At 64.2% G+C, this 25,333-nt stretch carries 20 protein-coding genes; 3 read left to right on the top strand and 17 right to left on the bottom strand.

Annotated elements, in window-relative coordinates:
- Position 1 precedes the first annotated feature (1 nt).
- Complete coding sequence (locus E5554_RS14895) at positions 2 to 562, bottom strand: YqgE/AlgH family protein (RefSeq protein ID WP_136187272.1); 561 nt, start codon at positions 560 to 562, stop codon at positions 2 to 4.
- Between the two features lie 144 nt (positions 563 to 706).
- On the opposite strand from E5554_RS14895, the gene E5554_RS14900 reads away from it, so the two are divergent.
- Both E5554_RS14900 and E5554_RS14905 read left to right on the top strand, forming a co-directional pair.
- Positions 707 to 1,189 carry a peroxiredoxin gene (locus tag E5554_RS14900; protein ID WP_069336045.1) on the top strand — a complete coding sequence of 161 codons (483 nt, stop codon included), beginning with the start codon at positions 707 to 709 and terminating at the stop codon, positions 1,187 to 1,189.
- 93 nt (positions 1,190 to 1,282) lie between these two features.
- A complete protein-coding gene (locus tag E5554_RS14905; RefSeq protein WP_010338771.1) occupies positions 1,283 to 2,737 on the top strand; it encodes an AMP nucleosidase in 1,455 nt (484 codons plus the stop codon).
- Positions 2,738 to 2,774: 37 nt separating this feature from the next.
- On the opposite strand, the gene E5554_RS14910 is transcribed toward E5554_RS14905, so the two are convergent.
- The 14 genes from E5554_RS14910 to E5554_RS14975 form a co-directional block, all read right to left on the bottom strand.
- On the bottom strand, positions 2,775 to 3,923 hold the full coding sequence (locus E5554_RS14910; RefSeq protein WP_136187273.1) for a GGDEF domain-containing protein: 1,149 nt from the start codon (positions 3,921 to 3,923) through the stop codon (positions 2,775 to 2,777).
- A 31-nt stretch (positions 3,924 to 3,954) separates the two neighbouring features.
- Positions 3,955 to 5,778 carry a M2 family metallopeptidase gene (locus E5554_RS14915; protein WP_136187274.1) on the bottom strand — a complete coding sequence of 608 codons (1,824 nt, stop codon included), beginning with the start codon at positions 5,776 to 5,778 and terminating at the stop codon, positions 3,955 to 3,957.
- Between the two features lie 58 nt (positions 5,779 to 5,836).
- Complete coding sequence (locus E5554_RS14920; protein ID WP_010338774.1) at positions 5,837 to 6,598, bottom strand: alpha/beta fold hydrolase; 762 nt, start codon at positions 6,596 to 6,598, stop codon at positions 5,837 to 5,839.
- Positions 6,595 to 7,278 (bottom strand): DUF2238 domain-containing protein, encoded by a 684-nt coding sequence (locus tag E5554_RS14925; RefSeq protein ID WP_136187275.1) that lies wholly within the window; start codon positions 7,276 to 7,278, stop codon positions 6,595 to 6,597. Before E5554_RS14925 ends, E5554_RS14920 begins: the two co-directional genes overlap by 4 nt.
- Before the next feature lie 8 nt (positions 7,279 to 7,286).
- A complete protein-coding gene (locus E5554_RS14930; protein WP_004207185.1) occupies positions 7,287 to 8,312 on the bottom strand; it encodes an aspartate-semialdehyde dehydrogenase in 1,026 nt (341 codons plus the stop codon).
- A 157-nt stretch (positions 8,313 to 8,469) separates the two neighbouring features.
- Positions 8,470 to 10,689 (bottom strand): S9 family peptidase, encoded by a 2,220-nt coding sequence (locus E5554_RS14935; protein WP_136187276.1) that lies wholly within the window; start codon positions 10,687 to 10,689, stop codon positions 8,470 to 8,472.
- A 122-nt stretch (positions 10,690 to 10,811) separates the two neighbouring features.
- On the bottom strand, positions 10,812 to 11,768 hold the full coding sequence (locus E5554_RS14940; RefSeq protein WP_136187277.1) for an alpha/beta hydrolase: 957 nt from the start codon (positions 11,766 to 11,768) through the stop codon (positions 10,812 to 10,814).
- A 12-nt stretch (positions 11,769 to 11,780) separates the two neighbouring features.
- On the bottom strand, positions 11,781 to 13,202 hold the full coding sequence (locus E5554_RS14945; RefSeq protein WP_136187278.1) for a BNR-4 repeat-containing protein: 1,422 nt from the start codon (positions 13,200 to 13,202) through the stop codon (positions 11,781 to 11,783).
- Between the two features lie 19 nt (positions 13,203 to 13,221).
- Positions 13,222 to 14,457, bottom strand: a complete 1,236-nt coding sequence (locus tag E5554_RS14950; RefSeq protein ID WP_136187279.1) for an MFS transporter — start codon at positions 14,455 to 14,457, stop codon at positions 13,222 to 13,224.
- Positions 14,454 to 15,365, bottom strand: coding sequence for a 2-dehydro-3-deoxygalactonokinase (locus tag E5554_RS14955; RefSeq protein ID WP_247594278.1), 912 nt, complete (start codon positions 15,363 to 15,365; stop codon positions 14,454 to 14,456). The genes E5554_RS14950 and E5554_RS14955 overlap by 4 nt, the downstream gene beginning before the upstream one ends.
- 46 nt (positions 15,366 to 15,411) lie before the next feature.
- On the bottom strand, positions 15,412 to 18,057 hold the full coding sequence (locus E5554_RS14960; protein WP_237235066.1) for a TonB-dependent receptor: 2,646 nt from the start codon (positions 18,055 to 18,057) through the stop codon (positions 15,412 to 15,414).
- 169 nt (positions 18,058 to 18,226) lie between these two features.
- Positions 18,227 to 18,949, bottom strand: coding sequence for a helix-turn-helix domain-containing protein (locus E5554_RS14965; protein ID WP_004207194.1), 723 nt, complete (start codon positions 18,947 to 18,949; stop codon positions 18,227 to 18,229).
- A gap of 46 nt (positions 18,950 to 18,995) precedes the next feature.
- A complete protein-coding gene (locus tag E5554_RS14970; RefSeq protein ID WP_136187281.1) occupies positions 18,996 to 20,171 on the bottom strand; it encodes a mandelate racemase/muconate lactonizing enzyme family protein in 1,176 nt (391 codons plus the stop codon).
- A gap of 14 nt (positions 20,172 to 20,185) precedes the next feature.
- A complete protein-coding gene (locus E5554_RS14975; protein ID WP_136187282.1) occupies positions 20,186 to 21,091 on the bottom strand; it encodes a dihydrodipicolinate synthase family protein in 906 nt (301 codons plus the stop codon).
- Positions 21,092 to 21,227: 136 nt separating this feature from the next.
- On the opposite strand from E5554_RS14975, the gene E5554_RS14980 reads away from it, so the two are divergent.
- Complete coding sequence (locus tag E5554_RS14980; RefSeq protein ID WP_136187283.1) at positions 21,228 to 21,962, top strand: SDR family oxidoreductase; 735 nt, start codon at positions 21,228 to 21,230, stop codon at positions 21,960 to 21,962.
- Positions 21,963 to 22,019: 57 nt separating this feature from the next.
- Here the strand turns inward: E5554_RS14980 and mqo are convergent, their stop codons facing one another.
- Together mqo and E5554_RS14990 are read right to left on the bottom strand one after the other, a co-directional pair.
- Positions 22,020 to 23,744, bottom strand: coding sequence for a malate dehydrogenase (quinone) (gene mqo, locus E5554_RS14985; RefSeq protein ID WP_136187284.1), 1,725 nt, complete (start codon positions 23,742 to 23,744; stop codon positions 22,020 to 22,022).
- Between the two features lie 97 nt (positions 23,745 to 23,841).
- Positions 23,842 to 25,323, bottom strand: coding sequence for an alginate export family protein (locus E5554_RS14990; RefSeq protein ID WP_136187285.1), 1,482 nt, complete (start codon positions 25,321 to 25,323; stop codon positions 23,842 to 23,844).
- Between the last annotated feature and the right edge of the window lie 10 nt (positions 25,324 to 25,333).

Consider the following 25,333-nt stretch of genomic DNA (forward strand, 5'->3'; position numbering starts at 1 on the left):
GTCAGGCCGACCCGCCGCCGCTCACCAGATGGGCCGAATCGACCCCCGCAGCGGCATAGGCGGCGCGCCATTTGCGGTGCGCAGGCGTATCGAACAGCAGGGCCGCATCGCCCTCGGCCAGGAACCAGCTTTCGCCCGCCATTTCCCGTTCCAGCTGGCCCGCGCCCCAGCCCGCATAGCCCAGTGCGACAAGATAGCGGCTCGGGCCGCGCTCTTCGGCAATCGCCTTCAATATGTCGAGCGAGCCGGAAAGGCCCCAGTCCGCCCCGGACTGCACCATATCCTGCCCGGCCCAGTCGAGCGAATGCAGCACGAAGCCGCGCCGCGGCTCCACCGGCCCGCCCTTCAGAACAGGCTGGTCGGGAATAGCCGAAGCGTCGATATCGAAACTCTGGAGCAGATCGCGCAAGCCGACCCCCTCGACCTCCTCGCTCAGGGAAATGCCCAGCGCCCCATCCTCGTCATGCACGCACAGCGCAATCACGGAATGGTCAAAGCGCTCATCTTCCATGCCCGGCAATGCCAGTAGGAAGCGGCCGCCATAGAAGTGCGGATCGGTCATGCTGCGGAATATAGGCAGAAACGCGCCAATGCCAATCGGCGACCGTCGCGACAAAGGGGCATCGTGCCATATTCCGCGCCCGCACCCTTGACAGCGAAGGCGCGAGCAACGAACTCCGCGACGCCACAGGCCAGGAGACAAGATATGACCATCGCCAAGGGTGACCGCCTTCCCAGCACCACCTTCACGAAGATGACCGAAAACGGCCCCGAACAGGTTGTTTCGGATGATTATTTCGCGGGCCGCACCGTTGCCCTCTTCTCGGTGCCCGGCGCCTTCACGCCGACCTGCTCGGCCAAGCATCTGCCCGGCTTCATCGAAAAGGCCGAGGCCCTCAAGGGCAAGGGCGTCGATGAAATCGCCTGCACCGCCGTCAACGACGCCTTCGTCATGGGCGCATGGGGCAAGTCGGCCGGCGCCGATGACAAGGTGACGATGCTGGCCGACGGCAATGGCAGCTTCGCGCAGGCCGTTGGCCTGACCATGGACGGCAGCAAGTTCGGCCTTGGTGAGCGTGGCCAGCGCTTCTCGATGATCGTCAAGGACGGTGTCGTTGAGGAACTGAACGTCGAAGCACCGGGCGACTTCAAGGTCTCCTCGGCCGACTTCATGCTCGAACAGCTCTGAATTTTCCGGTCGCGCGCCCGGCCAGATCGGTCGGGCGCGCGATTGTTTCGCTGGCATCTTCCTTCCGTCACACAAGTGCGGTAGCAAGAGGTGATGACACAGAGCATCGGCACAGCGATCGTCGCGCAACTCGACGCCATCTATCAGACATCCATCGAAAATCTGCGGGAGGCGATGCGTGCCTATGCCCGCGATGGCAGCATACCGCCGCCCGAGGCTCGGGCCGACCGGCGCTTCTGCTATCCCGAACTGCGGGTCACCTATCAGGATGACAGCCAGGCACCACCGCCGGGCCGTTCGTTCGCGCGCCTGTCGAAGCCCGGCCGCTATGTGACCACGGTCACCCGGCCCGCCATGTTCGCCGATTATCTCGCCGAACAGATTGACCTTCTGGTCCGCGACTATGGCGTGGAGGTCGAAACCGGCCTGTCGGATCAGCAGATCCCCTTCCCCTATGTCCTCGACGGGCTCGACATCAATGCGCTCGACGGCACGCCGCCGACCGAGTTGGCGCGCCACTTCCCGGCAACGGAACTGGCCGAGATCGGCGACGAGATCGCCGACGGACTGTTCACGCCCGATGCCGAAGGGGACCGCCCGCTCGCCCTGTTCGACGGGCTGCGCACCGATTTCTCGCTGGCGCGCCTGAAGCACTATACCGGTACCCCGGCCGAGCATGTGCAGCGCTATATCCTGTTCACCAACTATCATCGCTATGTCGACGAGTTCGTGGACTGGGCGTGCAAGGAACTGCAGCGTCCTGACAGCCGCTTCACCGCGCTATCCGGTGCCGGCGGCGTCTTCGTGACGCCTGAAACGGCGGACCCGGCCCAGATGATCGCCGACAGCGCTTGGCGCAAGCATCAGATGCCGGCCTATCATCTGATCGCACCGGATCGCAGTGGCATCACCCTTGTCAACATCGGTGTCGGTCCATCCAACGCCAAGACCATCTGCGACCATCTGGCGGTGGTGCGTCCCGAAGCCTGGCTGATGATCGGCCATTGCGGCGGCTTGCGACCCAGCCAGCGGATCGGCGACTATGTGCTGGCCCACGCCTATCTGCGCGACGACCATGTCCTCGACGAGATGCTGCCGCCGGAAATCCCGGTGCCGGCGATCGCCGAAGTACAGGTCGCGATGGCAAGTGCCGCCGAAGCGATATTGGGCGGGGGCAATCCGGAAGATTTCAAGCGCCGCCTGCGCACCGGCACGGTCGTCACCACCGACGATCGCAACTGGGAATTGCGCTATTCCAGTTCCGCCCTGCGCTTCAGCCTGTCGCGCGCGGTCGGCATCGACATGGAATCCGCCACCATTGCGGCGCAGGGTTATCGCTTCCGCGTCCCCTATGGCACCTTGCTCTGCGTATCGGACAAGCCGATCCATGGCGAACTGAAGCTGCCCGGCCAGGCCAACCGCTTCTATGAGGAAGCCATTGCCGGCCATCTGCGTGTCGGCCTGATGGCCTGCGAACTGTTGCGCCAGGAAGGGCCAAAGCTGCACAGTCGCAAGCTGCGCGCCTTCAACGAGCCCCCCTTCCGGTAAGGCCGGAATGTCCGCGCTGTCGCCCGATCCCGATGGATCAAGCGGCGGCGCGGGATACCGTGATCCGGTTCTTGCCCTCGCGCTTCGCAGCATAAAGCGCCGCATCCGCCCGCGCGACCAGATCGTCCAGTTCCCGATCATCCGGCCGCAAATCGGTAACGCCAAAGCTCGCCCGCAGCAGCGCCTGGGGCGCTTCGCCAAGGCGCAGGCAACTGATTTCGGCGCGCACGCGCTCCATCGCATCGGCCGCGACCTCTGCACCGGTATCCACCATCAGCAGGCCGAACTCGTCGCCACCCAGGCGGCCGACCACATCACCGCGCCGTACCGCGTTGGTCAGCAGATGGGCAAAGCCGCGCAACGCTGCGTCGCCCGCCATATGACCATAGCCGTCATTCAGCCCCTTGAAGCCATCCAGATCGCAAATGACCAGCGCCACCGGTCGTCCCTGCCGTCGGGCGTTGGCGATCGCCCGTTCGGCCGCTTCCTCGATACCGCGCCGATTGAGGACGTTGGTCAGCGGATCATGCATCATCTGCTGCCGAAGCTGCTGGGCCAGGTCGCCCGCCACCACCAGCACGGCCGTAACCGCCGTGCCGACATAGACGGTCGGCATGAACAGCCCGAGGATCGCGCGATAGAGTTCCTTGCCGTCCTCCGGGCCGCGGATCAGGGCTGCCGATGTGGCCAGCGCCAGCTGACCCAAAGCAAAGGCGAGCAGCGCGGCGAAGAAGGCCAGCTCGGGCGGCGTGGAGGACCGATTGCGCGGCCAGAGCGACAGCGCACTGACCGCCATGAGCAGACCGACATAGGCGGGAATGATCATCCCCTGCATGATCTGACTGCCCACCGGCCCGATCGCAATCGCCATCGCCAGGCTCACCAGGACAGCCGGGACGGCAAAGGCAAGCAATTGCAAGGGGCGGCCCGACCGCTGACGGATGCCGATCGCCAGTAGCGACGCGCTGACAATGAGGCCGATGCCGGTCAGGATGAACAGCCAGCGGCTGTGCAGGAAATAGCCACCTGCATTGGCGATCCATTGGAGGATGGCGACCGCATAGGATGCGGTCCAGGTCAGCACATGCCGCTGGCGGCCGAAATGCAGCCATGAAACACCCATGGCGATGGTCATCACCAGGGCAGTACCGAAAAGCAGGGAAAGAATAACGGCCGGCGCGCTCATGCGCCGGCCATTTACCAATTTTTACGGCGACTTACCAGCCGCAGGACTTGCCCTTATTCTGCGCCTTCAGCCATGTCTGAAGCGGCGCGAAATAATTGACCAGCGCCTTGCCCGACATCTCACGGCTGCCGGTGAAGGCCTGCAACGCATCGGGCCAGGGCTTGGACGCGCCCATCTTCAACATGGCATCAAGTTTCTCGCCTACCGCCTTGTTTCCATAGAAGGAGCAGCGGTGGAGCGGCCCCTTCCAGCCGGACTGGCGGCAGGCCGCCTCATAGAATTGGAACTGCAGCACGCGCGCCAGGAAATAACGGGTATAGGGCGTATTGCCGGGGATATGGAATTTCGCGCCGGCATCGAACTTCGTCTCGTCACGGGACACCGGCGGGACGATGCCCTGATACTGACGGCGCAGGTCGGTCCAGGCCGACTCATATTTGGATTCCGGGATCGATCCGTCGAACACGCCCCAGCGCCATTTGTCGATCAGCAGGCCGAACGGAAGGAAGGCAACCTTGTCCATCGCCTGGCGCAGCAGCAGACCCAGATCCTTGTCGGTGCCCGGCACCTTGGCCGGATCGAGCAGGCCGATCTTCACCAGATAGTCGGGCGTGATCGACAGCGCGATGAAATCGCCGATCGCCTCGTGGAAGCCGTCATTGGCGCCGTCGAGATAGAGCGGCTTCTGGATATTATAGGCGCGCTGATAATAATTATGGCCCAGCTCATGATGGATGGTGACGAAATCGTCGCCATTCACCTTGGTACACATCTTGATGCGGATATCATCCTTGTTATCCAGATCCCAGGCGGAGGCATGGCAGATCACTTCGCGGTCGCGCGGTTTCACAATCTGCGAACGGTCCCAGAAGGTCTGCGGCAGCGGCGCAAAGCCGAGCGAGCTGTAGAAGCCCTCCCCCGTCTTCACCATCTTGATGGGATCGTAATTCTTGGCCGTCAGCAGGTCGGTGATGTCATAGCCCAGATCGCCGGCGCCGGCAGGCGCGACGATATCATAGATATTGCCCCATTCCTGTGCCCACATATTGCCCAGTAGGTCGGCGCGGATCGGCCCGGTCTTGGGCTGGACGGCATCGCCATATTTCTCGTTCAGCTTGGTGCGGGTATAGCAGTGCAACTCGTCATAGAGCGGCTTCACCTCGGCCCAGATCTTGTCGGTCAGCTTGGCGAAGTCATCGGCCGGCATGTCATATTTGGAGCGCCACATCGCGCCGGTGTCGGCAAAGCCCAGTTCCTTGGCGCCCTGGTTGGCGATCGTCACCAGCTTGGCATAGTCGCCGCGCATCGGGGCGCCGACATTATCGTGCCAGCTGACCCACATTTCCTTGAGCTCGGCCGGGTTGCGGTCCGTGCCCATCTTCTCTTCGATGTCGCTACCGTTGATCGGCTGGCCGTTCAGCGTACCCTTGCCCTTGCCGTAGGTGGACTGGAGTTTGGTCGCGAGATCGTTCAGTTCCTGCGAGGCACCCGGCGTGGTCGGCGCGGGCAAGGTCAGCGCGGTGCGTAGCAGCGTCAGGCGGCGCTTGGTCTCTTCGGTCAGGCCCGGCGCGGTCGCGAACTTGGCCGCCTCCAGCGCATAATCGACCCGCATCGTCGTATCGATCGCACCGAAATAGGAAGCGAGCGCGTCGGTGTCGTCGGTGATGTAGGTCGCATTGATCCAGGCGGCCCGGCTGCTGATCAGCGACTGATCGAACAGCGCCTTCTCCGCCTTGGTCAGGAAGGCTTCGGCCTCGGCAGCGGTCGGCTGCTGCGTGGTCGGCGCCTGCTGCGCCAGCACCGGCGATGCAACAAGGGCAGCCGCAAGCGCGGCGATCGAAATGGCGATTTTCATGGAACTTGGCCCCTCAGGTCTTCTTATGGGGCCAAGGTGGATTAGGCGGACGAGACAGTCAAGCGGTCAGGAAATCGACCATCGCCTGGCCCAGCTCCTTGCGGGTCACGGCGTTCATATGATTGCCCGGAATCTCGACATAACGCCCATTGGGCAGCGCATCGACCAGTTCCTGCGCAATGCCGTTATCCTGATCGTCGGCGCCGCAGATCACCTCGGTCGGCTGCTGGAAGCCGGCAATGGTCGCCTCGTCGGTATCGACGAAGGTATTGAGGATATGCAGCATCGCCACCGGGTCGCCCTTGGTGGTCTTGAGGAACGCCTCGGTCATCCATTCCGACGTGCCGCGCTCGAACGTGCCGAGATTGGTCAGCACCTTCTTGTAATAGCCGCCCTTGTCGAGCGTCTTCGTAAGCCCCCGCAGGCCCATGCCGGCCAGGATCACCCGACGCGGCGTCGCGCCGCGCGCCAGCATCCGCACGGTCGTGCGCGCGCCCAGCGAATAGCCGCCGAGGTCATAGTCGGTGAGGCCCATCTGCTCGACCAGCGCCAGATTGTCGTCGGTCAGCGCATCGGCCGGATAGGCGGCAGCGTCATGCGGCTTGCCGCTTTCGCCATGACCGCGCAGGTCCGGCATGATCAGGCGGAAACCCGCCTCCACCAACTTGGCGGCATGGCCGTAGCGGATCCAGTTGGTCCAGGCATTGGAGAAATAGCCATGGATGAGCACCAGGTCGCGCCCCTGTCCCACGACATGCACCGCGATCGGCAGGCCGCCCAGCCCCTTGATATCATGGCGTTCGATCTGCAGGTCGGTCATTGCGCTGGTCCTTCGGGGCTTGGGGTCTCGCCGATAGGATCTCCGCCGCGCCGGCGCAAGAGCGCGATCAGGGCCAGGGCGCTGCCGATCTGGGCGGCGGCCATGTCCTTCTGCGGATCCCACACATCGCCCTGCTGCCCATTATAATAATCGGCCGTCTCGCCGGCGGCGATCACCGTCAACAGCCATTCGAATATCTCGTAAAGCGCACTGCCAAGGCCGATCGCGGCAAAGGCGAAGGCCAGGCTCCAGCCATGGCATAGGCCGCCCTTGCGTCGCGCAATCTCCGCCACCGGTGCAGTCAGCAATGCCCCAAAGGCGAAATGGACGAGCCGGTCATAAGCATTGCGCTGCAGCCCGAGGAGGCTGGAAATATCATGGCCGCTGAGCATTCGCGCCCAATCATCATAGGGCACATAGGAATAGATCCAGCGCGCGCCGAAGGTGTGGAGCAGCAGGAACAGCCAGATGCAGCCGACCGATCCGGTCGAGAGCGGCCAGCACCGCAGCAGCCAGGGCGTGGCAAACGTCAGCAGCAACGTCGGCCCATGCTGCAACGGGGCAAAGTCGGGAAAGGGCTGCGCCACATTGGCCAGCCCGATGGCCACCAGCAAGGCGGCGATCATCCGGCGCTGCGCGACAGGAAGAGCCTTCCACGTCGCGACAGCGCCGGAGATCATATGCAGGCTCAGCCCTTCTTGAGGTGGCGACGGCCCAGCAGTTCGGCGATCTGCACCGCGTTCAGCGCCGCGCCCTTGCGCAGATTGTCGCTGACGCACCACAGGTTGATGCCATTCTCGATGGTCGAATCCTCGCGCACGCGGCTGATGAAGGTCGCGAAATCGCCAACGCATTCGATCGGCGTGATGTAGCCACCGTCCTCGCGCTTATCGACCAGCATGATGCCCGGCGCCTCACGCAGGATGTCCTGCGCCTCCTTCGCCGAAATCTCATTCTCGAACTCGATGTTGATCGCTTCGGAATGGCCGACGAACACCGGCACGCGTACGCAGGTCGCGGTCAGCTTGATCTTGGGATCAAGGATCTTCTTGGTTTCCGCGACCATCTTCCACTCTTCCTTGGTCGAACCATCGTCCAGGAAAACGTCGATGTGCGGGATCACGTTGAAGGCGATCTGCTTGGTGAACTTCTTCGGCTCGGCCGGATCGCCGACGAAGATGTTGCGCGACTGCTCGAACAGCTCGTCCATGCCTTCCTTGCCGGCGCCCGACACCGACTGGTAGGTGGCGACGACGACGCGCTTGATCTTGGCGGCGTCATGCAAGGGCTTGAGCGCCACGACCATCTGCGCGGTCGAGCAGTTGGGGTTGGCAATGATGTTCTTCTTCACATAGCCATCGATCGCGTCCGGGTTCACTTCGGGCACGATCAGCGGCACGTCCGGGTCCATGCGATAGAGCGACGAATTGTCGATCACGACGCAGCCGGCAGCCGCCGCCTTGGGCGCATATTCGGCGGTCGGGCCGGAGCCGGCCGCGAACAGGGCGATGTCCCAGCCGGTGAAGTCGAAATGTTCAATATTTTTGCATTTGAGTGTCTTGCCGGTGTCACCGAAATCAATTTCGGTGCCCTGCGACCGGGGCGATGCAACCGCCGCGATCTCGTCAATCGGGAATTCGCGTTCGGCGAGAATGGTCAGCATCTCGCGGCCCACATTACCGGTGGCACCAACGACGACGACCTTATAACCCATGACTTAACACTCCACTCCATGCAGTATTGCGGGGTGGCGCATAGCGCAGTGGCGCGATTTGTCCAGAAAGAAGGGCTATTACCAGCGATAGTCACGGGGTGGGAGGTGGCGTCAGCACGATTGACGCCACCCATCCGTTACTCTCTACGCCCGGCCTTCACTTTGCCGGATCGACACCCTGATCGCGCAGGAAATTTTCGATCGTCGTCCAGAGGTGAACACTGATCTTCGGCCCGCCGACGCGATGCGTCTGCCCCGGATAGACCATCAGTTCGAACGGCACGGCCGCGCCCTGCATCTTGGCCATCAGCGCGGTGGAATTGTCGAACACGACATTGTCGTCAGACATGCCGTGGATCAGCAGCAGCGGATCCTTGATCTTCACCGCATCATCGACCGCGTCGGAGCCCGGATAGGCGCTGGGCTTGTCCTGCGGCTGGCCCAGATAGCGTTCGGTATAATGAGTGTCGTAAAACTCCCATTTCGTCACCGGCGCGCCCGAGACGATCGCGGCGAAGGTGCCCGGCGCCTTTTCCGCCAGCTTGAGCGACATATAGCCGCCGTAGGACCAGCCATAGGTGGCGATCCGCTCGGGATCGACGAAGGGCTGGGCCTTCAGCCATTCGACGCCCTTCAGCTGATCGTCGACCTCGACGGTGCCCATGGCGCGATGGATCTGGTCCTCGAACGCCTTGCCGCGATCGGGCGTGCCGCGATTGTCGATCGAGAAGACGATCCAGCCCTGGTCGACCAGATATTGGTTCAGCGCGCCACTCCATGTGTTGGTCACCTGGCGCCCGGCACCCGGACCGCCATAATGGATCATGAACACCGGATAGCGCTTGCCCGGCTGCATCGGCGGGGTCAGCATCTTGGTGTAGAGGGTGCTGCCATCGGCCGCCTTGACGGTGCCGAAAACGGTCCTGGCATGGCTCGCCAGATAGGGCGCATAGGGATGATCGCCCTTCAGCGCATTTTCCGAAATCCACTGCAGCTGCTTGCCGCTGCTATCAGCCAGATAGACCTGCTTGGGCTGGTCGGCATTCTGGCGGGTGACCACGATCCGGCTCGCCGCACCATCCATCACCGCGTCGTTCCACCAACCCTTGGCGGTAAGCGCCTTGAGCGGGCCGGTCTTGGCCAGCGATGCGACATAGAGCTGCTGCTCCAGCGGCGTGTCGCGATTGCCGGTGAAATAGACCAGGTCCTTGCCCTCATCCACGCCAACGATATCGCGTACTTCCCATTCGCCGCTGGTCAGCGCGGTCCATTTGCCGCCCCGCACATGATAGAGATGGCCATGGCCGGTCTTTTCCGACCACCACAGGAAACTGCCGTCACTCAGCGGCGTGAAATTATTGCTGAGGTTGATCCAGCTTTTCGACGTTTCGGTGAGGACGATCTTGGCCTTGCCGGTCGCCGGATCGACCGCAAGCAGGTCAAGCCGCTGCTGGTCCCGGCTTTCGCGCTGGACATAGAGGGTCTTGCCATCCTTCGACCAGTCGACACGGGCGAGATAGACGTTCTTGTCCGCGCCGAGATCGACTTGGACCTGGCCTGAGCCGTCCGCCTTCATGACGAAAAGGTCTACGATGGCGTTGGGCGTGCCGGCTGCGGGATAGCGCTGCTGATAGACCTTGGTCCCCTCGCCGCCGATCGCGGTGCGGGTGACGATGCCGACCGGGCTTTCATCAACCCGCGCGACCGCGATCATCGCGTCGGTCGGTGACCACCAATAGCCGGTGCGCCGATCCATTTCCTCCTGCGCGACGAATTCCGACACGCCCCAGCTGACCGTATCGCTGGCGCCCTGGGTCAGTTGCTTCTCGCTGCCGTTCATCGGCTGCACGAACAGGTTACCGCCGCGCACGAAGGACACGAAGCCGCCCTTGGGGCTGACCACGCCGTTGAGTTCGCCGTCCGGCGTGTCGGTGAGGCGGGTGACCTTGCCGTCAAGCGCGGCGAGATAGAGATCGCCATCGACCGGCACCAGGATGCTCTTGCCATCGGGCGACCAGTCATAGCTGGTGATGCCGGTGCTGCCAGCGACCGAGCGGTCGCGTTCGCGCTGCATCTTTTCCGCTTCGCTCAGTTCCGCGCCGCTGCCGGTCTTCTTCGAATCCACCAGCATGCGTTCGGCGCCGGTTGCGGTGTCGATCGCCCACAGGTCGAGCCGCTCCTTCTCGTCGGCACGCGGCTTGAGCAGGGTCACCAGCTTGCCGTCGGGCGAGAGCTTGAGAGCACGCGGCTGCGGGCCGGCAAGGTCGGGGCTTGCGAACACCCGCTCCAGCGTCAGCTTTTGCTGCGCCTGCGCGGCTGTGACGGGAAACAGCAGCAAGGCGCCCAACGCAGCGCCGGCCTTCAGATATGGGGACATGCTCATCCTTTCCGGGCAGCACCCGATCGGGCGCCACAATATCGGCCGGGCTTAGCGCGATGCGACGGAAAAGATCAATCGGTTGGAAGAATATGTCCTCCTTCCACGGGAGCCCCTGACACTCAGACCAGCCCGCTCCGCACCTGCCATTTGCGCGCGATTGTCGGCCAGTCGGCAAAGGGCTGGGCCGGGTCGCCGCGCAGGCCGACGCCATGACTGCCTTCGTCGAACAGATGCATGTCGATCGCCCCCTGCGCCGCGCGCACCGCGCCGAACAGGGTCAGCGACTGGTCGACCGGGACGGTGCGGTCATGGACCGAATGGAACAGGATCATTGGCGGCGTGGTCGACGCCACGATCTTGTCCAGCGAATATGCCGTAATCTGGGCGTCAGTCGGATTGTCGCCGATCAGCGACCTTCGACTCCCGCCATTGGTGGCGCCGGCCATCGTCACCACCGGATAGAGCAGGATCGCCCCGTCCGGCCGGGCCGACAGATGGTCCGCACTTTCCGCCATCGGATAGATGCGGTCATTGGGCCGCATGCACAGGCTTCCGGCCAGATGGCCGCCGGCCGATCCGCCCAGCACCAGCACCCGCTGCGGATCGACGGTCCAGCCGCCGCTGCGCCCGGCCCGGATCAGTCGCATCGCCCGTTGCGCATCCTGCAACGCGACATCTGCCCCCGCCGCCCAGCGATCGGCCGGCAGGCGATAGCGCAGGACGAAGGCATGGATGCCCATGTCGGCCATCCAGCGCGCGCATTCATAGCCTTCCCGGTCGATGCCGACCCGCGAATAGCCGCCACCCGGAATGATCAGCACTGCCGCGCCAGTCGGCTTGGCCGCCGCGAACCAGGACAGGGTCGGCCGCGTCACATGGATGCCGACGCGGTAGCGATAGCCCAGCGTGTCGATCTGGTCGTCCACCACTTCGGTGATGGCCGGTATCTTGCCGCCCGGCACGCCATCGGGCCAGAGCGGGATGATCTGCGTCGGCTCGTCGGTGGCCGCGGAAAAGCGGCCGAACAACGGTGAACTTGCCACCGCCGCCAGAAATTCGCGTCGACTGCCGATCATCCCGTCTCCCTTTCAGTTCGTGACCTGCGTCAGATAGACGCTGCCGGTGGTGCTGTTCACATCGGTCGGCGCGGCGCCATAGATGATGTCGGTGTCGGCCGACAGCGGCACCGTGGCAAGCCGGGTTATCGCCTTGCCGGGCGCGAGGTCCGTGATGGTCCAGCCCGACGCCGTCGATGTCTTCAGCCCCTGGCGCAGCCCTTCGCCGGTGGTGGCGAAATAAACGCGGACCTGCGCCGCCGTGCGCGATATGCCCAGCGCCGCGGGCACATTGTTGCTGGCGGCGTAGATTTTTTCCCGGCTGGTCCAGCCGGTGCCGCTCCAGCGCACGCGCCACACATCGAAATTGGCGTCCCCGCTGCCATCGGTCGGGCGATAGCGATAGGCGATGGTCGGCTGGTTATAATCGTCGAGCGCCAGCTTGGCGCTCTGCAGTCCCTTGAGCGTCTGGTCGGTGGTGAAGACCTCGCCCGACTGGAGCGGCAGGAAGAAGAGCTTGGCATTGGCGAGGCCCACCGGCAGCGTTGCCGCCGTGCCATCGGCATAGCTCCAGCCGCCGCCGGTCGGCGAGTAGCGCAGATAGCTGCCATAATGGCGCAGCGACCGGGGCAGCGACTTGGCCCATTCCCACAGCAGATGAACGCTGCCGTCGCTGCCGAATGTCATGTCGTCGGGATAGACGACCGCGTCATTGGCGGCGGCAAAGGTGCCAACATGGCTCCAACTACCGCTGCTGCCAGACATAGCCCAGCGGAACAGCTCCCCCTCGCCATCATAGGTCGCCGCATCATAGCTGCGGATCATCAGATAGACGTCGCCATTGGGCGCCCGCTTGGCGACCGGATAGGTATAGAGGCCGGTGGCGGGGATATCGGTCTGGCGGGTGAAGCTCATGCCACCGGGCGCATCGGCGCGGAAATAGCGCATGCCATCCGACAGATTGTGCATGTCGGCCCAGACATGCAGCACGCCCGCGCCGTCGACCGCGATGGTTGGCTGCTTGTGGCCGATATCGTCCGCCTCGGTCCAGACCGTGCCATCGGGATTGCGCAGCACGGCGAAGGTCCAGGTGCCACTTGTGTCGCGCTTGCCGATCTTGACCTCATGGCTGCCGGCCGCGCCGGATGCCGGGGGACTGTCGAAGGCGACATAAAGGGTGCCATCGGGCGCCAGTGCGATTGGCACCCACCAGGCCGCCTGGTTGGAGGAATCCGCGTCTCGCGGCACCCGTTCGACACTGATGCTGGCGGCGAGCGCCGCCGCCATCGGTTCTTCCGCCGTGGCCTGGAGCGGGCTGCCCAGGCTGACCCAGCTGGCGATGGCGCTGGTCGATCCGCTGGCGCCGCCCGTGGTGGCCGTATTGCTCAGCAGCAGCGCGGCCGACGCCGTTCCGGCAAGGGCCAGTCCCCCTGCCAGTCCATAGAAATGCTTCATCTTCCTCTCCCACTTGTTGTTATGCGTGGACGAGTTGGCCTTCCCCATTGGATCGGCGCGCACTGCGCAGCGCCAGGAAGGCAAGCAGAAAGGCGATCGGATGGAGCAGCGCCATCAGCAGGAAGCTGCGTTCGAACGCGCCGCCCGCGACAAGCTGGCCGACCAATTGGGTCGAGAGCAGGCCGCCAAGCCCGCTGCCCGCCGCCACGACGCCGAACACGGTGGCGACGATACGGGTGGGATAGAGATCGACGATCAGCGTGCTGATATTGATCTGGAACACCAGATGGGCGAAGGCCACGGCCGAGGCGAGCGCGAACAGGACCGGCAGGGCCGGATGGCTGGCCGCGATCGCACCGAGCGGTGCCACCAGCGCGGCCGCACCCATCACGATGATGCGGCTGGTTGCTGGCGCCACGCCACGCGCGATCAACCGGCTGGAGAAGAAGCCCCCGCCGATGCTGCCAAGGTCGGCCGCGAGATAGACGATCCACGCCATGGAGGCGACCGCGATCAAGGTCAGGCCATAGATATCGGTCAGATATTTGGGAAACCAGAAGAGGTAGAAATACCAGACCGGATCGGCAACCGCGCGCGCACCGGCGAGCAGCCAGACCGACCGGTCGCGCAGGATACGGCCCCATAGCGCGCCCTCGCTGATCCGCTCTTCCTTCGGCTCCGGCGCGCTGCGCGGATAGACCATCAGCCAGACGACCAGCCAGACAAGCCCCGCCGCGCCAGTGGCGATGAACGCCGCGCGCCAGCCGAAATGCAGCGCGATGCCGGCGATCAGCGGTGGCGCCAGCGTCGCGCCGATCATCGCCCCGGCCGTATAGATGCCGAGCGCTATACCCCGTTCCTTGGGCGGAAAATGTTCCGAAACCGCCTTGGGCCCGGCGGTATAATTGCCGGCCTCTCCCAGCCCCAGCGCGAAGCGCGCCGCGCCCAGCTCCCCTGCCGACCGGACGAAGCCGGTCAGCAGGTTCGCCAGCGACCACCAGCCCACGAACAGCGCCAGCGACAGGCGCGTGCCCAGCCAGTCGGTCACCCGGCCGGCCATCAGATAGGCGAAGGTATAGGCAATGAGGAAAGCCTGGACGACGCGCGCATAGGCGATGTCATCCATATGCAGGTCTTGCTGCACCGTCGTCGCCAGGATCGAAAGCGCCTGCCGATCGAGATAGTTGATCACGGTCGAGGCGAACAACATCGCCAGGATCGCCCATCTGATCCTGCGGGCCTTCCCCTCGATCATGCGGCGGCGGCCTCCATGCGCGCGGCGATCGCCGATAGGCCGGCAAGCGCGGTGCCGTCACCCGCTGCTCTTTCAGTCGCGATCCCCAGCCGGTCGCAGACCCGGCCATAGAGATCGACCAGCAGTTCCGCGCCGACCAGGACGATGGTGTCCACCGCCATGCCCCGCGCGCGATGGGCGGCGACCGCGTCGCGGACCTCCGCACCGATCATCAATCCGGACAGGAAGGATGGCGCGGCGTCGCTGGTCAGTTCGCCCATCAGGATGCGACTGCGCAGCGCGAACAGTCCATGTTCGATCGCCAGCGTCGGATCATCGATCACCAGCCCGGCTCCGACATCGAAGGCGGCGATGTCGGTCGGCGCGGCCGGATCATAGGGTTTTGCCAACGACCGACCGAGCAGGCCATGGGCGAGCAGCAGCTCGCGCATTTCCCCCTGCATAGAGGTGACGAAACCCAACACCGTCCGTCCCCGTGTCCGCACCCATTTGGCGTGCGTGCCCGGCAGGCAGATCAGCCGTTCGGCATCATCGTCCGCCACGCCAGCCAGCCAGCCGAACAATTGCACTTCCTCGCCGCGCATCACATCGGGCTGGCCGAAGATGTTGCGGCACGACAGGCCCGGCACGATCGCGATAGGGCATCCCGCCGCCTCGAACCGCAGCAACGCGCCGGCCATCGCCTCTGGCCCGGCCGGGCAAGGCAGATAGGCCGCCTCGCGCCAACCGATGGTCGACCCGATCATGCCCGACAGCAGCACCGGCATCGGACCATGACGATCGATCCAGTCCCCTGCCGCCGCGCGGAAGGCGGTTTCATGATCGGCCACATCCTTGGCGCCCTTGCCACGCACCGTCTCGACCGGGATCAGCCGCCCCTCCTCCACCCGACACAGGTGAAGGCGCATGTTGCTTGATCCCCAATCGCCCGCGATCAGCATAGTCATCCCGTCCTCAGAACTTGAAGTTGGCGCCGATGGCGAAGCGGCGGCCCTGCTCGGCATAGAGGGCGATCGCTTCGGGCGCGCCGGTATAGCGGATCTGCTTCTCGTTGGTCAGGTTGCCGGCCTCGGCATAGATGCCGAAGGCGCCAAAATCATAACGGATCGATGCGTCGATCGTCTCATAGGGCTTGAAGAAGGAGCCTTCGCCGCCCGCCGTCACGCTGTCGAGATAGCCCGAGCGATAATTATAGGCGACGCGCAGGCCGAACCCGTCCTTTTCATAATAGCCGACCAGATTGGCATTATGCTTGGACAGCCCTTCCAGTGGCAGGGTAGCGCCGGTGCGGGCATTCACGAACGGCGTGCTGCTGTCGATATAGCTGTAGTTCGCCAGAATGCCGAAGCCGCTGGCAAAGCCGTCCAGGAAGTTGAACGGCAGCTGCAACATCACTTCCGCGCCCTTGAGCTTGCCGCCCTCGCCATTGACCTTGCGCGTGACCAGGAATTGCTGGGTCTCGCCCGGCACATCCTCGAAGGTCGAGCGGGTGGTCAGGAAAGAGCCGATATCCTTGTAGAAGAGGCCGACCGTCAGCGCCGAACCCTGGCGGAAATACCATTCCAGCGACACGTCATACTGATCCGCACGGAAGGGCTTGAGGTTCGGATTGCCGCCGGTCCCGGTATAGACGATGCGGTTGAGCAGCAGGCCGGGACTCAGATCCTGCGAGTCCGGCAGGCCGACGACCTTGGCCGCACCGACACGGGCCACCAGCTTGTCGGTCAGGTCGAACTTCAGCACCGCGCTGGGCAACCAGTCCTCATAGGAGGGCGATGCGGTGACCGGCTGGAACGTCCCGTCGGCGCGGCGCAGCGCGGATACCGCATCGCGATCGGTGCGGGTGTAACGCAGGCCGATATTGCCGGAGAAGGGAATGCTGCCCAGATCACCCTTCAGATTGAGCTTCACATAGCCCGCCTTGGTGACTTCATCGAGCTTGTAGGAGGCGGTGGGGTCCAGCACGCGCGGCGTGCAACTGCCCAATATCGCCTCGCAGGCGAAGTCCGCGCCGGTGCCGAACGGATTGCCGACCAGATAGGATTGGGCGAAGGGCGCCTTGCCACCCAGCAGATCGGGGAAGCTGCCGACCTCATAGAGCGCCGCATCCCGATCGGTCAGGCGGACCGAGGAGGTGAGTTGTGACAGCAGCGAATTGCGCGCGGTCTTGAGCTTGGCGATACGGCCGCCGACCTCGAAGGAGTCGAGCACGCCGCTTTCGATCGCATAGCGCAGGTCGACCCGGCCGGCATATTCCTTCGCATTGGATTCAAAGCGGTTATCGAAGAAGTTGGAATAATTGTAGAGCGACGGATCGAGCAGGTCGACGCCCGACGGCAGGGTCAGTTGCGGCACGCCGCCACCGGTGAAATCGAACGAGGTCAGATAGGATGCCCGCGTCTGGGTGCGGACATAGGTCTGGTTGTAGTTGAGCTGGGCATCCGAATAGCTGCCCTCCGCCTTGATCGTCCACGGCCCCTTCTCATAACGCAGGTTCAGCGCGCTGGAGAGCGAGTCATCCTTGATCGTCAGCCGCTCGTCATTGCCCTGCAGCGGCCGGCGGACCGTGCCCGCGACCAGCACCTCATTGGGTGAGAAGCTGTAATCGACATAGTCCGCGCCATTGCTGGTCAGCGCGACGGCGAACCAGTTGCGCCGGCGCTTGGCCTTGCCGGCGGCATAGACGGTGTCCAGCGACAGCTCCAGTTCGTCGGTCGGTCGCCATTGCAGCACGACATTGGCGCCCAGCCGCTTGCGGCGTTCGCGCAGCCGCTGATAGCGAAGGTCGGCGATATAGGTGCCGGCCAGGCCGTCGCCATTGGGATCATTGTCGGCCACGCCATCGCCATTGGGGTCGAACGCGCCGGTCAGCGGCAGGAAGCCGGCGAAGCTGTTGAAGCTGTCTTCCTGGATCGGCCGGTCGGACGCGGTCACATTCACCAGTACGCCGAACCGGTCATCGAAATTGCGCGAATAGAGCAGCGAACCGCTGACGCCCTTGCGGTCGAGCATGTCGGCATAGCTGCCCTCGATCCGGCCGGCGACCATCGTGTTCGGCGCGTCGAGCGGCTTGCGCGTGATGATGTTGACCGTGCCGCCCAGCGACCCGTCAATCTGGTCGGCCGACAGCAGCTTGGTTACTTCCAGGCGGCTGATCAGTTCGGCGGGATAAAGCGACAGCGGATTGAAATCGGCATCGGCCGGAACACCGGGGCCGCGACCGAAGGGGCTGACCAGCGACCGGCCATTCACCTCGGTCCGGTTCTGACGCAGGCCGCGGATCGACACGCTGGTGCCATCGCCCAGCGAGCGGCGGATCTGCACGCCCGATACGCGCTGGAGCGATTCCGCGATATTCTGGTCGGGCAGCTTGCCGACATCCTCGGCCACGATCGAGTCAACGAAGGTGACAGCCTGGCGCTTGGTCTCGATGCCCTTGCTCAGGCTCTGACGAATGCCGGTGACGACGATATCGGCGACCGCGCCGTCCGCCGCCTGGGCTGGCTGCGGCTCTGCGTTTTCCTGGGCGGCTACGATCGTCGGAAACGCGGCCGTGGTGGCCAGTACCAACAGGCTCGCGCATTTTGCTACCTTGCGCATCTTCATCCCCTCCTGTGCGAGCATTGTGCTTCTGAGAGGGAAATTGTTGCACAATTAGCGACGTGTCAATCCCGAAATCTGAAATTTGTTGCTTCTATATCGATTTAATTGGCCATTTTCGCTAAGAAAAATCGATATAGCGGCATATTTGTATCACATGAAGCAACACTTACTCTCCGATGCGCTGCGCCGCCTCACGCAGGGCCTCGACCAGCGGCGCCGTCGCCCCCTCGGGAATCCAGCCCGACATGGCGATGCCGGCATGGACCGGATCGCCCATCGACACGGACACGATATGATGGTCGCGCTCATCCGCCACATGGACGCGCGCATAGCCCAGCGCACGAACCTCGCTCAGCTTGGCGAGCAGGCTGTCGATGCCGTCGGGGAACATCGGAATGTCGCGCCCTTCATACAGCTCGCGCACATCGGCATCCTCCAGTTCCGCGAGCAGGGCGATGCCGATGCCGCTGGTCGTCGCCGGCAACAGGCCGATACGGCCCAGGCCGCGCGACGCCTCGATCCCCGGCGGGGCGTGGAAGAGATAGGAGACACTGTCATTCCACAGCACGCCCATCGCCACCGTATGGCCGTAGCGGCGCAGCTGCTCCAGTTCCGGCAGGGCGCGACGGATCAGGCCCGACGCGAACAGGCTCTGCGCCGCCAGCACATGCATGCCCGGCCCGGCGGTATATTTGCGGTTCGCGGTCTGGCGGGCGATGCCCAGATAGGCCAGCGTCTTGAGCAACCGGTTGATCTTGGTCGGATCGGAATCCAGCTGTCGCGCCAGTTCGCGACAGCCGATCGGCTCGGGCGAGGAAGCGAGCGCCTGAAGCGTGGTGATCCCGTCGATCAGGCTCTGGTTGGGCTGGGCGTTGATTTTCGTGCGCATGGCCGTTTCTAGCGTCCGACCATGGCGTTTAGCCAGCCCAGATCTTTCATTGCCGCCCCCGCGTTACATGGTTCCAGAAGGCCGCGTTCGGCGCCACCCCCAGCCCCGGCCCTTCGGGCAAGGCAAAGGCGCCGGCCGTGCAGGACAGGCGCCCATCGAGCAATTGCGCCGAACGCGGCAGGATCGAATGCTGATATTCATGATAGGGCAGGTCGCGCACCGCTGCGGCGGCATGCAGGCTGGCCGCCGCGAAGATGCCGACGCCGATGGTCGCATGCGGCATCACCCGGACATGATGCGCCTCCGCCAGCCGGGCGATACGCATGAACTGGGTGATGCCGGTATGCCCCATTTCGGGCTGCACGATCGATACCGCGCGCGCTTCCAGTCTTGGCCGGGCATCGAACACGCTGCGCCATTCCTCGCCCGCGGCGATCGGCGTCGCGACGCGGGCGGCGACATCGGCCAGCCCCGCCACATCCTCGGGCTTGACCGGCGCCTCGGCGAAATAAAGGTCATGCGGTTCCAGCCGGCGGATGAGCGCCACTGCCTCGGCCGCCGAATACATCCAGTGGAGATCCACCATCAGCTTGACGTCCGGGCCGATCGCCGCGCGCAAGGCCCGCGCCTCCGCCTCGATCCCGTCGAAGCTGACGACGCCGGCGAACTTGATCGCGTCGAACCCCTGGTCGACGAAGCGCTTCGCCAGCGCGCAGCGCGCCTCCAATGTCGGTTCGGGCAGGCCGGAGACATAGGCTGGAATGGTCTCGCGCCGCTGGCCGCCCAGCACGCGGCAGAGCGGCAGGCCGACGGCGCGGGCATGGATATCCCACAGCGCGATGTCGACCGCCGCCATCGCATCCAGCCAGAAACCGCCCTGATAGCCGCGCACCCGCATCAGGTCGTAAAGATCTTCCCAGATCACCTCGACATCATGGGCCGATCGACCGATCAGGATCGGCGCGATGACATCGTCGACCAGTTCATGGATCACTCCCGGCGCGACAAGGCCATAGGTCTCGCCCCAACCGACCAGCCCAGACCGACTGATGACGCGCACTACGACCGATCGGTCGACCGTCGGATAGATGGTGCCATTGCGGCGCCGGACGATATAGCCGGCCGCGTTGACTTCCTCGCCCGGCCCCAGCGCGCCCAGATAGGGCACGTCGCGCGGAATGGTGACGGTGAAGACGTCCAGCCGCTCGATCACATCGTCCATCGCGCCCATATCCTTCAGCCCTGCACCACGCCGATTCCGGTCCAATCGTCGATCCGCGCGAGGATGCGGTCAAGCTCGCGCTGGTCGCCCTCGTCCAGTTCCGGACCGGGCGCGCGGGTGAAGGCGTCGGCGATCAGGCCGCGCCGGCGCAAGACTTCCTTGGTCAGGCGCCAGCGGAACACTGCCTGCATCATCAGCAGCGGCAGCATCCGTTCATAATGGGCGCGCACCGCATCGCCGTCGCAGGCCAGATGGGCGGCCATCAGCGCCACATGCGCCTCGGGCAGTTCGGCCGCCGGCATGGTGCCGATCGCGCCGCGCGCCAGTTCGTCGGTGATGTAGCGGCCACCGGCACCGCCGAACACGCCCAGCAGATGATCGGGCGCGGCGGCGCGGATCGCGCTGATCCGCTGCCCGCAGGGCATATTCTCTTCCTTGACCCAGTGGATGGCGGGGACGGCGCCGACCACGGCGATGACATCCTCGGCACTCAGACCCGCGCCCATCGGCCGGGGCGCGTTCTGCAGCATCAGTGGAAGGCCGACCTCGCCCAGTTTGCGATAATGGGCGGCCAGCGCGTCATTGTCGCCGGCCAGCGCGCCCGGCGTCATCACCATCGCGCCGGCGGCACCCGCCGCCTTGCCCGCACGGATCAGCGCCAGGCTTTCTTCGACGTCCGGGCTGGACCCGCCGATGATGAAGCCGATGCGGCCATCGATGCGCGTGGCGATCCGGGTAATGAGGCCGATCCGCTCATCGAGCGAGAGCATGTCATATTCGCTGGCGAGGCCCGGAAAGACTGCGCCATCGACACCGCAATCGACGACGAAATCGACAATCGCATCCATGCCGCTATCGTCGATAGCGCCCGACGCATCGAACGGCGTGGGCAGAACCGGATATACGCCACTAACCTTCATGGAACCCCTTCCTCTCCTGTTTCCATTTCAGTTATCGCTCATTTAGCAACACGTCAATCTGGCATTGTCAGAATTATGTCATTGCGAGCGCATTCCTAGATGATATGTTGCTTTTATAAATACGAATGGAGAAGATATGCCCCGCCTGTCCGGTAAGATCGCCCTCGTCACCGGTGCCGCCGGCGGCATCGGCGCGGCCATTTGCGTCCGCTTCAAGGCGGAGGGCGCCCATGTCGTCGCGATGGACCGGATCGCCTCCGATGCGGGGGACGAGGCATGGGTCTGCGACTTGGCCGACGACGCCGGCATTGCGCAGGGCGCGGCCGACCTGCTGGCACGGCTTGGGCCGCCGGACATCATCGTCCATGCCGGCGCCGCGACCGAACAGGCGGACATCTTCGCCTCCTCACCGCAAGCCTTCAATGCGATCTATGACGTGAATGTCGGTGGCGCGGTCCGCCTGGTCCAGGCCTTCGCCCCCGCCATGCAGGACGCGGGCCGGGGCAATTTCGTCTTCATTTCCTCGATCAATGCCCGCATGGGCGCGCCCAGCCTGGCCGCCTATGCCGCGTCGAAGGGCGGCCTGGAAACCTTCATGAAGGGCTTTGCGCTGGACGTCGCGGCCGACGGCCTGCGCGCCAATTGCGTCGCCCCGGCCTCGATCGACACGGCAATGCTGCGCGCCTCCTTCGACCAACAGCCCGATCCGGCCGCCGCGCTGGCCGCCAATATCCTGCGCCACCCGCTCGGCCGGCTCGGCACCGTCGAGGATGTTGCCAATCTGGTGCTGTTCCTCGCGTCGGATGAAGCCGCCTGGATCACCGGCGGCGTATTCCCGGTGGATGGCGGCGCGGGCATCACCCGGCGATAGGCTGAGGAACAGGGAACAGGCTGGCGATCGCGCGCCAACCCATCCCCTGTCCGCTCGTTACAGCGCCTGCTGTTCCGAATTGAGGTTGCGCTTCGCCGGCAGTTTGGCACCGGCATTAGGCGTCGCACCAGTCAGGCTCGCCGGCACCTCGATATAGGGCAGGCCCAAAGTCTGGCTGGTCATACGGCGGATGCGGTTGGTGAGGTCCGGGCTGGCGTTGAGCTTCCGGCCATAGGAGGGCACCATTGCTTCCACCTTGGGCTTCCAGTCGCCAGCCATCTGTTGCGGGAAGGCGCGGCGCATGACTTCCAGCATGATCGCCGGCGAGGTCGAGGCGCCGGGCGAGGCGCCTAGCAGCGCGGCGATGCTGGCATCCTTGTCGGTGACGATTTCGGTTCCGAACTGCAGAACGGTCCCCTTCTTGGGATCATATTTGATCACCTGCACGCGCTGGCCGGCGGTTATGAGCTTCCAGTCGCCACGCTTGGCATTGGGATAATATTTGACCAGTTCGGCCTGACGCTGGGCGTCGGTCAGCGTCGCCTGTTGCGCCAGATAGCGGACCAGATCCAGATTTTCCGCGCCGACCTTCATCATGCCGCCGACATTATTCTTGTAGATGGAGGCGAACAGATCGAGCGGCGAGCCATTTTTCAGGAACTTCGTGCTCTGCAGTGCGAAGGGACCGAACAGGGTCACCGACTTGCCGTCCAGCTTGCGCGCGTCGAGATGCGGCACCGACATGGGCGGCGATCCGGCCTCGGCCTTGCCATAGACCTTCACATTGTGGCGGCTGGTCGCGGCCGGCCCTTCGAACGCCAGGAACTGGCCGCCGACCGGGAAGCCGGCATAGTTTTTCGATTCCGGAATGCCCGACATCTGCAACAGCTTGAGCGAGGCCCCACCCGCGCCGATGAAGACGAACTTCGCCTTCACGACATTATCGCTGTTGTTCTTCAGGTCATGGACGGTGACGTTCCACGTCTTGTCCGCATTCTGATGCAGGCCGCGCACTTCATGGCCAAGCTGAAGGTTGAAATTGGGATTGCGGGTCAGCGCATGGGTCAACTGGGTGGTGATGACACCGAAATTGACGTCGGTTCCGAGCGGCATGAACGTCGCCGCCACCTTCTGCTCCGGGTCGCGCCCTTCCATCACCAGCGGCGCCCAGCGGCGGATTTGTGCGGGATCCTGCGAATATTGCATGCCGTAGAAGAGCGGGTTCTTGACCAGCGCATCGCGGCGCTTGTGCAGATAGGCGATGTTATCGTCGCCCCAGACGAAGCTCATATGCGGCGTCGCGTTGATGAAGTCGGTCGGCTTGGGCAGGCGGCCCTGCTTGACCTCATGCGACCAGAACTGGCGCGAAATCTCGAACTGCTCGGCGATATCGACGGCCTTGTCGGTCGCGATCGATCCGTCGTCTTTCTCCGGCGTGTAGTTCAGTTCGGCAAAGCCCGAATGGCCGGTGCCGGCATTGTTCCAGCCATTCGAGCTTTCCTGCGCGACCTTGTCCATCCGCTCGTAGATATCGATCCGCCAGTCCGGCTCCATCTCCTGGAGATAGGTTGCCAGCGTCACGCCCATGATGCCGCCGCCGATCACCAGCACATCGACCGGCTTGTCATTGGCGGCCGCCTTGCCGGCGGGCGAGGCCATCGGGCGGAACAAGAAGGCGGTGGCGGCGATCGCCAGCACCAGGATGAGGATGGCGAGGGTAAGGAGGATCTTCTTGAACAGGGACCGGCGGCGCGGTGCCGCCGGACTGGAGGAGGAGGTCATGATCGTGGATTCCAAATCTGCGTGGAAAGGGGCCGGGCGGCCGGATGCGCGTTCGCCAATCTTGTCCGTCAGGTCATGCTCACCACCCCATCCACCTTCAGAAACGGAAGCTCAGCCAGCCGGCCAGATAATCGCTGTTGCCATAACCGGCACGGCTGAGCACCGGCCCTGCATCCAGATGCTCGTAGCGCCCGACAAAGGACAGGCGCGGCGTGATCGACCATGTGATCTGTGCGCGGATCGATTCACCGATCTTGTGGCCGGAGACCGATTGGGTGCCGGCGAAGATCGACTTGTTGGCGCGATAGACCGCATCATTTTCATCGGCGCGCCAGGCGAACTGATATTCCATCAGCATCTTCACGCCCTTGAGCGGCGACAGGGTCAGGCTGGGCGCCAGCGTCTTGAGGTTGGTCGGCGTCATGCACAGCTGGTAGCTGTAATAGATATTATTGCCGAAGGGAGCGTAAGCGGCCTTCAGCGTGCCACCCTCGAACGTGCCGCCGCCGCTGGCATAATCGGCGTGGAAGCCGATGCGCGGCCCCATCGGCAGGTCGCCGGGCAGCTTGTAGCTCTGGTTGAAGAAAAGCTGCCAGGCGCTGATGTCGCGGCCGTCGAAATCGCCGAACTGGTGGTTGACGGTCCAGTCGAGATTGACCGGGCCGACCTCCCCCCACAGGCGCGCGCCAGCGTAGAAGCGCTCGACCCGGCCGGTGATGCCACCCCACAGCGCTTCGCTGGTGCGCAACCGCCAGAAAAAGGGATCGAGATAAAGCTCCGATCCGCCCAGCGCCTTTTCGGGAATGCGGATTCCGGCGGTGAAGCCGGAAAAGCGCCGCCCTTGCTCGACCTTGTCATCGTCGATGCCGCCATTGCCCAAAGCCGTCGGCTTGAAATCAAAGGCGTCGATGCGCAGCGACCCCGTCCGTGCCCAGGCCCGCACGCCGTTCAGCGCATAGCGGATCGTGTTGTTGTCGCGCTGCGACGTCAGCAAATTGGGGCCGTCGGTAAATTCCTGGCGCCCATAGCGCAGGCCCAGGTCCATGCCCGCGACCCGCCCCTTCAGTTCGGCGAAGGACTGAAGCAGCACCAGATCATTGCGCAGCGATCCCGATGGCGTGCCGATATTGTCGCCGGAAATCCCGCCATGGGCGATTTCGCCATAGAAGCGCAGATGCGGCCCGACATGCAGGTCGGCGCCACCGACCAGCCGGTTGATGTCCTGCCGCTGGCTGCCGGCGTTCCGCAGGTTGAGGTTGGTCGTGTAATTGACCCGCACCCGCGCCTCGCCGCTGAGCGTCAGATAGATGTCGCCATCATCGTCGAGCGGCAGATATTTGAGGCGAGCGAACAGGTCGTCGCGCTGCTGCGGATCGGCCTTGCTGCGCCAGTCCTCCGCCCAGCGCGACAGGGCATAGCCGCCCGACACCGATCCTTCGCCGACGGCATCGGCAGGATAGAGGCTGGCGGGCTCAGCGGGCATGTCGTCGGCCCATGCGGGGCGAGCGAACAGGGTGGCAAGGGTGAGAGCGGAGACGGCGATGGGGCGGCGCGCGGCCGCGCAGGAGAAACGAACCATGGTGGCTGCG

Source organism: Sphingobium sp. PAMC28499, from assembly GCF_004795815.1.
GTDB lineage: Bacteria > Pseudomonadota > Alphaproteobacteria > Sphingomonadales > Sphingomonadaceae > Sphingobium > Sphingobium yanoikuyae.

Bases quoted from the DNA above. Each gene is read 5' to 3' on its own strand.
- E5554_RS14895 (WP_136187272.1), bottom strand. From the start codon at position 562: ATGACCGATCCGCACTTCTATGGCGGCCGCTTCCTACTGGCATTGCCG.
- E5554_RS14900 (WP_069336045.1), top strand. From the start codon at position 707: ATGACCATCGCCAAGGGTGACCGCCTTCCCAGCACCACCTTCACGAAG.
- E5554_RS14905 (WP_010338771.1), top strand. From the start codon at position 1,283: ATGACACAGAGCATCGGCACAGCGATCGTCGCGCAACTCGACGCCATC.
- E5554_RS14910 (WP_136187273.1), bottom strand. From the start codon at position 3,923: ATGAGCGCGCCGGCCGTTATTCTTTCCCTGCTTTTCGGTACTGCCCTG.
- E5554_RS14915 (WP_136187274.1), bottom strand. From the start codon at position 5,778: ATGAAAATCGCCATTTCGATCGCCGCGCTTGCGGCTGCCCTTGTTGCA.
- E5554_RS14920 (WP_010338774.1), bottom strand. From the start codon at position 6,598: ATGACCGACCTGCAGATCGAACGCCATGATATCAAGGGGCTGGGCGGC.
- E5554_RS14925 (WP_136187275.1), bottom strand. From the start codon at position 7,278: ATGATCTCCGGCGCTGTCGCGACGTGGAAGGCTCTTCCTGTCGCGCAG.
- E5554_RS14930 (WP_004207185.1), bottom strand. From the start codon at position 8,312: ATGGGTTATAAGGTCGTCGTCGTTGGTGCCACCGGTAATGTGGGCCGC.
- E5554_RS14935 (WP_136187276.1), bottom strand. From the start codon at position 10,689: ATGTCCCCATATCTGAAGGCCGGCGCTGCGTTGGGCGCCTTGCTGCTG.
- E5554_RS14940 (WP_136187277.1), bottom strand. From the start codon at position 11,768: ATGATCGGCAGTCGACGCGAATTTCTGGCGGCGGTGGCAAGTTCACCG.
- E5554_RS14945 (WP_136187278.1), bottom strand. From the start codon at position 13,202: ATGAAGCATTTCTATGGACTGGCAGGGGGACTGGCCCTTGCCGGAACG.
- E5554_RS14950 (WP_136187279.1), bottom strand. From the start codon at position 14,457: ATGATCGAGGGGAAGGCCCGCAGGATCAGATGGGCGATCCTGGCGATG.
- E5554_RS14955 (WP_247594278.1), bottom strand. From the start codon at position 15,365: ATGCGCCTTCACCTGTGTCGGGTGGAGGAGGGGCGGCTGATCCCGGTC.
- E5554_RS14960 (WP_237235066.1), bottom strand. From the start codon at position 18,057: ATGCGCAAGGTAGCAAAATGCGCGAGCCTGTTGGTACTGGCCACCACG.
- E5554_RS14965 (WP_004207194.1), bottom strand. From the start codon at position 18,949: ATGCGCACGAAAATCAACGCCCAGCCCAACCAGAGCCTGATCGACGGG.
- E5554_RS14970 (WP_136187281.1), bottom strand. From the start codon at position 20,171: ATGGACGATGTGATCGAGCGGCTGGACGTCTTCACCGTCACCATTCCG.
- E5554_RS14975 (WP_136187282.1), bottom strand. From the start codon at position 21,091: ATGAAGGTTAGTGGCGTATATCCGGTTCTGCCCACGCCGTTCGATGCG.
- E5554_RS14980 (WP_136187283.1), top strand. From the start codon at position 21,228: ATGCCCCGCCTGTCCGGTAAGATCGCCCTCGTCACCGGTGCCGCCGGC.
- mqo (WP_136187284.1), bottom strand. From the start codon at position 23,744: ATGACCTCCTCCTCCAGTCCGGCGGCACCGCGCCGCCGGTCCCTGTTC.
- E5554_RS14990 (WP_136187285.1), bottom strand. From the start codon at position 25,323: ATGGTTCGTTTCTCCTGCGCGGCCGCGCGCCGCCCCATCGCCGTCTCC.